This window comes from Kitasatospora sp. NPDC059722 (assembly GCF_042733235.1).
Classification (GTDB): domain Bacteria; phylum Actinomycetota; class Actinomycetes; order Streptomycetales; family Streptomycetaceae; genus Kitasatospora.
The window spans coordinates 102,830-108,443 of the sequence record NZ_JBHWGD010000014.1 but is presented as its reverse complement, the minus strand read 5'-3'; the positions used below and the strand labels follow the sequence as shown (position 1 = coordinate 108,443).

The window sequence follows — 5,614 nt, the reverse complement described above, 5'->3', positions numbered from 1 at the left end:
CCCCGAGCGGCTCCACCCCGACGGCTACCCGCCGGCCGGCGGCGCCGCCCCCGACGCCCGGGCGGGCCGGGCGCGGGCGGGCGCCGGGGGGGCGCCGGCCGGAACCGGCCGGGGAGGAGGTGACGGTCACGACGAGACCTTGTATCCGTACGACTCGGCGTGCTTGACGATCGAGTCCTGCCAGGCGGGCAGCAGGGAGGTGATGGTCTGCCCCTGGGTCAGGCCGGGCTTGACCGTGGCGGCCCAGATCCCCTCCTGGCTGAACTGGCCCGAGCCCCAGCCCGGCCACACCTGGGAGGAGGCCTCCTTGAGGGCGCCGAGGTCCCCGACGAGGTAGCCCGAGGCGGCCTGCGCCTTCAGCCAGTCCTCGGCGGCGGGCGCGTAGGCCGGGAAGCCCGGGGACTTCTCGCCCTGGTAGGCGTTGTCGGTGGTGACCCACTTCAGGAAGTCGGTGGCCGCCTTGAGGTGGGTGGAGTGCTGGGACACCAGCCAGGTGCCGCCGCCGACGTTGCCGGTGGCCGGCTCGGAGTCGCCCTGCCACTGGGGGATCGGGGCCACCCCGATCGTCTTGTCCGGGGTCTTGAGGGTGTCCTTGAACACCGCGCCGCCGAACCACGCCGGGCCGGGCATGAGCAGCACCTTGTCGGCCTCGTTCTTGGCGAAGTCGGTGCTGAAGACGCCGCTGATGGACATGGACTTGTTCTTGATCAGCCCGTCCATGAGCGTGGCCATCCTGGTGCAGTTCTCACCGGTGGTGTTCACCGAGACGGCCTTGGGACCGGTGATGTGGTTGGCCCCGCACTTGCTCGCCCAGAGGTAGATCTCGGGGGTGAAGGAGTCGCCCGCGTCGCCCACCAGGTAGCCGGGGTGTTCGGCGGCCACCTTCTCACCCAGCTGCTGGTACTCCTCCCAGGTCTTGGGGACGGTGTAGCCGAACTGCTGCATCAGCGGAGCGTTGTACCAGAGCACCGCCTGCGAGAGGTCGTTGCGCAGGCAGTAGACGGTGCCGTTGACCGTACACACGTCGTTGGCGCCCTTGGCGAAGCCGCTCAGGGTGTCCGCCGGGACCAGGCCCTTGTCGAGCGGCGCCGCGAAGCCCGCGTCGACCGCCCAGGTCGCCTCGTTGTTCTGGGAGCTGAAGACGACGTCGGGCCAGCCCTTGCCGGTCCGGTTGAAGAGCTGGACCTTGGTCTGGAGGTAGTTCGAGCCGTTGGCATCGCCGTCGTAGGTGACGATGTCCAGCTTCACCTCGGGGTGCAGCTCCTGGTACTGCTTCGCGGCGGCCACCCGGGTCGCGTCGACCCAGACGGTCAGCGCTCCGTCGGTCTGCGCCGCCTGGGCGAAGCCGTCCTTGGTGGTCTTCGCGGGAGAGCTGCTGTCGCAGGCGGCCACGGTCATCACCAGGGTCGCCGCGCAGGCTGCGAGCAGCACCGCTCGTCTCTTGCCGGACACTGCTTCCCGGCCGACCGGAGGCTTGTTGACGGTCATGAGCGACTCCACTGCAGAGGCCCCGAACAGGTCGGGAGGTGGGGGTGGGGCGACGCCGGGCCGTCCGGCTCGGGCGTCGGTACCGCGAGGGCCGCCGTTCCGTTGCCGCCCTCGCCGGATAAATTAGCCGCCCTATCGAGACGACCGTCAAGGGTTCACGCAGCCTTATTTGCGGCAATTTCGGGCCGCCGGTGCACTGCCAGGGCTTACTCGTGCGAAGAGAGCCCGTATTTATCCGTTTTTATCCGCAGGTCCTCGTCAGCCCCCCTCGCCAAATGAGTACGACTTATGATTGTCTGCGCTACGATGAGTCGGCTCCACCGCGATCAGTCGCCCCTCGCGCCAGTCACACGGAGGCAGGACAGATGAACGACACGCCCACGACCGGAACGGCCATGCCCCCGCAGGCCTCCCCCGCCGTCGCGGCAGCGGCGAACGGCGCGGGCGAGGAGCGCCGGGACTACCGGCCCGGGTACGAGATCGTGTCGGAGCAGATCCTCGAGTACATCGCCGAGGCGCGCCTGGTGGCGGGCGACCGGCTGCCCACGGAGCACGATCTCGCCAAGACGCTGAACACCAGCAGGGCCGTGGTGCGGGAAGCCGTGAAGATCCTCTCGGCCCTCGGCCGCGTCCGGGCGCACAAGGGGCGCGGCCTGTTCGTCGCGGACGACGAGGGCATGCTCATCACCAGCCGCTGGGGCGGCTTCTTCCGCCCCGTCGACCTCGACCACGTCCTCATGCTCTTCGAGTTCCGCAAGGTCCAGGAGACGGCCGCGAGCAGCCTGGCGGCCACCCGGGCCACACCCGCCGAGCTGCGCACCATCGAGGTCGCCATGCAGCAGTGCCGGCACGGGTTCGTCCACGGCCAGGTCGACGTGTTCAACCAGGCGGACGACGACTTCCACACGGCCGTGGCCACCGCCGCGCACAACACCTTCCTGCTCAGCGCCGTGCGCGACGCGCGCCGGCTGCAGCGCCAGTCCAGCGCCATCGGCATCCACGACGTGCTCAGCGAAGGCACCAAGGCCGCGGTCGAGGAGCACGAGGCGATCTACCGGGCCATCCGCGACGGCCGACCCGACGAGGCGGCCGCCGCCACGGCGGTCCACCTCGACCGGACGCTGGAGGACTACCGCCGGGAGATCCAGCGACGCCTGTTCGGATAACGGCGTGAGGGGAAGCCCCGGCGGGGCGGCTTCCCCTCCATCGTCGTCGTGTCGGTTCCTCGTCTCAGTAGCCGTAGACCAGGTTGTAGGCGACCTGCGGCAGGAACTGTCCGGCGGTCGATCCGGTGCCGGTGCCGCAGTTGCCGTCGGATTCGCCGGGCGCCTTGATCCACAGCAGCATCTCGGCGCCGCCACCGGCCCGCGTGGGTGTGCCGATCCTGCGCCCCGCCGGGTTGCACCAGGTGCCGTCGGATCCGTTGCCGTTGCGGCTGGTGTCGATCACGTACGGCTTGGTGAACCCCTTCGCCGCCCCGAGGACCGCGTTGACGGCGTCGCCGTACGCCGTGTTCTGCGCGGTGGGGTAGACGTTGGACACGTTGAGGGAGAACCCGTGGGCGCCGCGCACACCGGCCGCGGCCAGGTGCTCGGCCATGGTCTCGGCGCTCAACCAGGCGGGGTTGCCCGCGTCGAGGTAGACCCAGGTGTTCCGGGCCTTGGCGTTGAACTGCGCGATGGCGTTGCGCAGCAGGGCGTTGCGCTCGGAGATCTGAGTCTGCGTCATGCAGCTCTCGTCCCCCAGCGAGTCGGGTTCGAGGACGACCACCGCCGGCCGGTTGCCGATGCCGTCGGCGAACGCCGCGATCCAGCTGGCGTAGGCGGCGCCGGAGCCCGCGCCGCCGCCGGACTGCCCGGCGCAGATGTCCCGGTCGGGGATGTTGTACGCCACCAGGATCGGCAGCTCGCCGCGGGCGGCCGCGGCTCCGACGAAGGACCCGGTCGCCGTCCCGATGGTGCCGCTCCAGTTGCCGAACCAACGCGCCGTCGGCACGTCGGCGATCGACGACCGGATGGCGGGGGCGCGGCCGTCGCCGGGGTTGGCGTTGAGCCACTGCTGCGCGCTGGAGTCCGGGTCGACGTAGAAGCCGCCGGTCATGGTGGTGGGGTCGGCGGCGTACGCGGTGCCGGGGTGGACCGCAACCAGCAGGCCGGCGAGTGCGGGGGCCAGGAGCAGGGACAGCTTGGGGAGCGCACGGCGCATGGTGCTTCCTTCCCTCGGTGGGGGCGGGGGGGATTACTCGCGGGCGCAGTGCGGCCGGACGGTCCCGGAGCCCCGGTGCCGTCCGGCCGCACCCGTTCGGTGTCAGCCGAGCGTCCACTGCTGGTTGCTGCGGCCGCTGCAGCTCCACAGCTGGGCCAGGGTGCCGTCGGCGGTGGAGGCGCCGGACACGTCCAGGCACAGGCCGGACTGGACACCGGTGACGGTGCCGTCCGTGTTCACGTGCCACTGCTGGTTCGTCTGACCGTTGCACGGCCAGACGACCACCTTCGTGCCGGAGCCCGTGCCCTGCGCGGAGGCGTCCAGGCACATCCGGCCGACGCCGCCGTAGACGCTCAGCTGGTCGGCGGAGGTGTGCGTCCAGATCTGGTTGGTGCCGCCCCAGCAGCTGTAGATCTGCACCTGGGTGCCCGCCGCGGTCGAACTGTTCGGCACGTCCAGGCACTTGCCGGCACCGACCGCGTGCAACTCTCCCGTCGTGCCGCCACCACCGCCGGTGCTCGAACCGCCGAGGGCGGAGAGCGTCGCGGAGTAGGCCGGCTTGGGCTGGTCGTTGTCGTCGTACATGGTGGCGGCGCCGTATCCGGGAAAGGTGCCGGGGATCCACGAATGCGCGTCGTCCACGCCCCACTGGCTCACGCCCACGCAGCGGGAGACCGCCAGGCAGTCCCGCACCACGGCGGCGAAGTCGCTGCCCTGCTGCTGGAGGGCCGCTCCGGACGCCGGGAGCTGGATCCGGTCGTCCAGTTCGGTGACGGCCACGTCCAGGCCGAGGTTCGCGAACCGCTGCATGGTGGCCTGCATGTCGGCGGGGATCCGACCGAGGATGAAGTGGCTCTCCAACCCGATGCCGCCCAGCGGCACACCCTGGGCGAGCAGCGACTGGGCGAGGCTGTACAGGGCGTTGCTCTTCGCGTTCTCGCCCTCGATGTTGTAGTCGTTGATGTAGAGCTTCGCCCCGGGATCGGCGGCGTGCGCGGTACGCAGCGCGTCGGCGAGGTAGTCCGTTCCCATCGCCCGGTAGAACACGTCGGGGACGAGGGAGCCGTCGCCGTTGAACGGCTCGTTGATCACGTCCCAGGCGTAGACCTGTCCCTTGTAGTGGGTGGCCTCGGTGGTGATGTGCGCCTCCATGGCGGAGCGAACCTGGCTCAGCGGCAGGTTCGACACCCAGGAGGGAAGTTGGTTCTGCCACACCAGGTTGTGGCCGCGCACCCGCATGCCGTGTGCCCGGGCGAACTGCACGAGCTGGTCACCGGGCCCGAAATCGTACGAGCCGGCAGCCGGCTCGGTGGTGTCCCACTTCATCTCGTTGCCCGGGGTCAGCATGTCGAACTGCGCGCCGGCGACGGCGGTTTCACCGCCGACCCCGAGGTCGCCGTCCGTCAGGGCGGTGCCGAAGTACCGGCCGTCCGCCTGCGCCGCCGCCTTCAACGTGCCGCCGGCCGCCGTGGCCGGGGGCGTCGCGGCCGTCACGCCGGCCGCGAGCACCAGCGCCAGGACCACCACGGCGGCCCAGGTGTGGTGAATCCTGATCAGGATCTTTCCGAGAGGCATGGTCGCCCTCCAATGTCGCTCCAGGGGGAGGCGCACACCCGCGATACCGGCGGGTCGTGGCGCACGAGCGATGACGGCGCTGGCACCGTCGGTTCGGGAACAGGAGCGCTGCGGCGGCCGTCCGGCAGAACGGCGCCCGGTGGGGATGCGCTCCCGTGGCCAGATAACTCGGTGTGTGCGGGACCCGTCAATACGTGGTTGAAAGTTTCGACGATGTTTCGGAAAACCGGCGGCCAGGCAGTCGGCACGGTCGTGGGGGGGGGGCGGCGGGGGGGGGCGGGGGCCCCGCCCGGGCCCGCCCGGGCCGGCCGCCGCGGCGCGCGGCCCGGGGGGGCGGGGCCGGCCC

The 5,614-nt window shown here is 70.9% G+C and carries 4 protein-coding genes; 1 reads left to right on the top strand and 3 read right to left on the bottom strand.

The annotated features are described in order from the left end of the window. Positions 1 to 126 precede the first annotated feature (126 nt). Positions 127 to 1,488, bottom strand: a complete 1,362-nt coding sequence (locus tag ACFV4F_RS12185) for an ABC transporter substrate-binding protein (RefSeq protein WP_380490247.1) — start codon at positions 1,486 to 1,488, stop codon at positions 127 to 129. Between the two features lie 365 nt (positions 1,489 to 1,853). Here ACFV4F_RS12185 and ACFV4F_RS12180 point away from each other — a divergent pair, with 365 nt between their 5' ends. Continuing rightward, positions 1,854 to 2,654: a FadR/GntR family transcriptional regulator gene (locus ACFV4F_RS12180; RefSeq protein ID WP_380438376.1), complete on the top strand. Its 801-nt coding sequence runs from the start codon at positions 1,854 to 1,856 to the stop codon at positions 2,652 to 2,654. 64 nt (positions 2,655 to 2,718) lie between these two features. Here the strand turns inward: ACFV4F_RS12180 and ACFV4F_RS12175 are convergent, their stop codons facing one another. Then, a complete protein-coding gene (locus tag ACFV4F_RS12175; RefSeq protein WP_380501910.1) occupies positions 2,719 to 3,693 on the bottom strand; it encodes a glycoside hydrolase family 6 protein in 975 nt (324 codons plus the stop codon). A gap of 102 nt (positions 3,694 to 3,795) precedes the next feature. Further along, entirely contained in the window at positions 3,796 to 5,268 is a 1,473-nt protein-coding gene (locus ACFV4F_RS12170; protein ID WP_380501908.1) for an endo-1,4-beta-xylanase, read from the bottom strand. Positions 5,269 to 5,614 lie beyond the last annotated feature (346 nt).